Source organism: Pseudomonas sp. (assembly GCF_050739655.1).
Lineage (GTDB): Bacteria > Pseudomonadota > Gammaproteobacteria > Pseudomonadales > Pseudomonadaceae > Aquipseudomonas.
Genome location: NZ_JBOIBY010000322.1, coordinates 1 through 3,127, shown reverse-complemented (window position 1 = coordinate 3,127; position 3,127 = coordinate 1). Strand labels below are relative to the sequence as shown.

General features: G+C 59.8%; 3 protein-coding genes. 2 read left to right on the top strand and 1 reads right to left on the bottom strand.

Features of this window, described 5'->3' with window-relative positions; genetic code table 11:
- Positions 1 to 128: 128 nt before the first annotated feature.
- Positions 129 to 1,289 (bottom strand): Do family serine endopeptidase AlgW, encoded by a 1,161-nt coding sequence (gene algW, locus ACRESJ_RS15790; RefSeq protein ID WP_431758732.1) that lies wholly within the window; start codon positions 1,287 to 1,289, stop codon positions 129 to 131.
- 103 nt (positions 1,290 to 1,392) lie between these two features.
- Here algW and ACRESJ_RS15785 point away from each other — a divergent pair, with 103 nt between their 5' ends.
- Both ACRESJ_RS15785 and cysD read left to right on the top strand, forming a co-directional pair.
- Positions 1,393 to 2,151, top strand: coding sequence for a Nif3-like dinuclear metal center hexameric protein (locus ACRESJ_RS15785; protein ID WP_431758731.1), 759 nt, complete (start codon positions 1,393 to 1,395; stop codon positions 2,149 to 2,151).
- A gap of 252 nt (positions 2,152 to 2,403) precedes the next feature.
- Positions 2,404 to 3,127: sulfate adenylyltransferase subunit CysD (gene cysD / locus ACRESJ_RS15780; protein ID WP_431758730.1), on the top strand; the 724-nt coding region annotated here is incomplete at its 3' end.

Here is a 3,127-nt window from a genome sequence, read left to right as displayed (position 1 = left end):
CGATGAAGGCACCGCGGTGTAACAGATAGACCGCGTTATCGTTCATCGCGGGCAAGCCACGCTCCCACAAGTTTTTGGGGTTGCTCGTGATGGGCTAGCCGCCCACCACCATACGTCCGCAACCCAGCTTAGTTCTCTTCTTTTTCCTTGACCGGTGCCGGTGGCGGACGCAAACCGATTTCCGCCGTGAGCTTGAGTTCCTTGCCGTTACGCATGACCTGGATCGCGACCTTGTCGGTCGGCTTGATCCGTGCAACCTGGTTCATCGAACGACGCCCATCACCGGCCGGTTCGCCGTCGATGGCAAGAATCACATCGCCCAGTTGCAGCCCGGCCTTTTGTGCCGGACCGTCACGGAAAATCCCCGCAACGACAATGCCCGGACGTCCCGACAGGCCAAAGGACTCGGCCAGTTCCTGAGTCAACGGCTGCACCTCGATGCCCAGCCAGCCACGAATCACCTGGCCGTGTTCGATGATCGACTTCATCACCTCCATCGCCAGTTTGACCGGGATGGCGAAACCGATGCCCTGTGAGCCACCGGATTTGGAAAAAATCGCCGTGTTGATGCCGGTCAGGTTGCCGCTGGCGTCCACCAGCGCACCGCCGGAGTTGCCGGGGTTGATGGCGGCGTCGGTCTGGATGAAGTCTTCGTAGTTGTTCAGGCCCAGCTGATTGCGCCCGGTGGCACTGATGATGCCCATGGTCACCGTCTGACCGACACCGAAGGGGTTGCCGATGGCCAGCGCGACGTCGCCGATGCGGATGTTGTCAGAGCGGCCGACGGTGATCGATGGCAGGTTTTTCAGATCGATCTTCAGTACCGCGAGGTCGGTTTCCGGGTCGCTGCCAATGACCCGCGCCAGGGTTTCGCGACCATCCTTGAGTGCCACCACGATCTGGTCGGCGCCGCTGGTCACATGGTTGTTGGTCAGGATGTAGCCTTCCGGGCTCATGATCACGCCGGAACCGAGGCTCGACTCCATGCGTTTTTGCTTGGGCGAGTTGTCGCCGAAGAAGCGCCGGAACTGCGGATCTTCGAACAGCGGATGGTTGGGTTTGTTGATCACTTTGGTGGTGTACAGGTTCACCACCGACGGCGCGGCGGTGGTTACCGCGTCCGAGTAGGAGACCGGACCTTCCTTCATGCTCGTGGTTTGCGGCGCTTGTTGCAGGTTGACGTCGAGGCTTGGAAGCCCGACCCACTGCGGGTAACGCTGGATGATTAACAGAGCGACAAGCACGCCGGCCAACAGCGGCCAGCCGGAAAAACGCAGCGCCTTGAGCATTAAGCACGTCCTGAGAGAGTTGCAGGCGGAATGAGACCGCTCATAATGACGCGCATTATACGAGGCCACGCGTGCCTCTGAACGGGATATTTAGGAGTCTTTTATGGCCGTCGCCCTGAGCACCCTGGTCGAAGAAGCCGACCGTTACCTCAGCAGTTCGAAAATTGCTGATTACTGCCCCAACGGCTTGCAGGTCGAGGGGCGCCCGCAAGTGATGCGCATTGTCAGCGGAGTCACCGCCAGCCAGGCGCTGCTCGATGCCGCCGTCGAGGCCAACGCTGATCTGGTGCTGGTGCACCACGGCTACTTCTGGAAGGGTGAGAACCCGTGCATCACCGGCATGAAGCAGCGTCGATTGAAGACGTTGCTCAAGCACGACATCAGCCTTCTGTCCTATCACCTGCCGCTGGACTTGCACCCGGACGTTGGCAATAACGTGCAGCTGGCGCGGCAGCTCGACATCACGGTCGAAGGCCCGCTGGACCCTGACAACCTGAAAGTTGTCGGCCTGGTCGGCTCCTTGAACGAGCCGATGACACCCCGCGACTTCGCCCGCCGCGTGCAGGAAGTCATGGGGCGCGAGCCACTGGTGATTGAAGGCAGCAACATGATTCGCCGGATCGGCTGGTGCACCGGTGGTGGCCAGGGCTATATCGATCAAGCGGTGTTGGCGGGAGTCGATTTGTACCTCAGTGGCGAAGCGTCGGAGCAAACCTTCCACAGCGCCCGGGAAAACGACATCAGCTTCATCGCCGCCGGTCACCACGCCACCGAGCGCTATGGTGTCCAGGCGCTGGGGGATTACCTGGCACGGCGGTTCGCTCTTGAGCACATCTTCATCGATTGCCCGAATCCTATCTGATCATGCTTCGCCCACTGTAGGAGCGAGCTTGCTCGCGATGAACGCAAGAACACCGCCGGGCATCAGGCGCCCAGCGTTATCGTTGACGACCATCGCGAGCAAGCTCGCTCCTACACAGAGGCCCAAACGCAGGGGTATATTCATATGCTCTTTCGATCTAGTGGGCGTCCTGATTAGAAGAGGTCGCTGTGCTAGGATCCCCGCTCGAACACGGCCCGCTGGCCGTTCATAAGAAAGTTTTCGTGAGTAGCCATGGTCGACAAACTGACGCATCTGAAACAGCTGGAGGCGGAAAGCATCCACATCATCCGCGAGGTGGCCGCCGAGTTTGATAACCCGGTGATGCTGTACTCCATCGGTAAAGACTCCGCCGTGATGCTGCACCTGGCACGCAAGGCGTTCTTCCCTGGCAAGCTGCCGTTTCCGGTGATGCACGTCGACACCCGCTGGAAATTCCAGGAGATGTACGCCTTCCGCGACAAGATGGTTGCGGATCTGGGCCTGGACCTGATCACCCACATCAACCCGGACGGCGTGGCGCAGAACATCAACCCGTTCACCCACGGCAGCGCCAAGCACACTGACATCATGAAGACCGAGGGCCTCAAGCAGGCGCTCGACAAGTATGGTTTCGACGCCGCCTTCGGTGGTGCCCGCCGCGATGAAGAGAAATCCCGCGCCAAAGAGCGTGTGTACTCGTTCCGTGACAGCAAGCACCGCTGGGACCCGAAAAACCAGCGTCCAGAACTGTGGAACGTCTACAACGGCAAAGTGAACAAGGGCGAATCCATCCGCGTATTCCCGTTGTCGAACTGGACCGAGCTGGATATCTGGCAGTACATCTACCTTGAAGGCATCCCGATCGTCCCGCTGTACTTCGCCGCCGAGCGTGAAGTCATCGAGAAGAACGGCACGCTGATCATGATCGACGACGAGCGCATCCTCGAACACCTGAGCGATGAAGACAAAGCCCGCA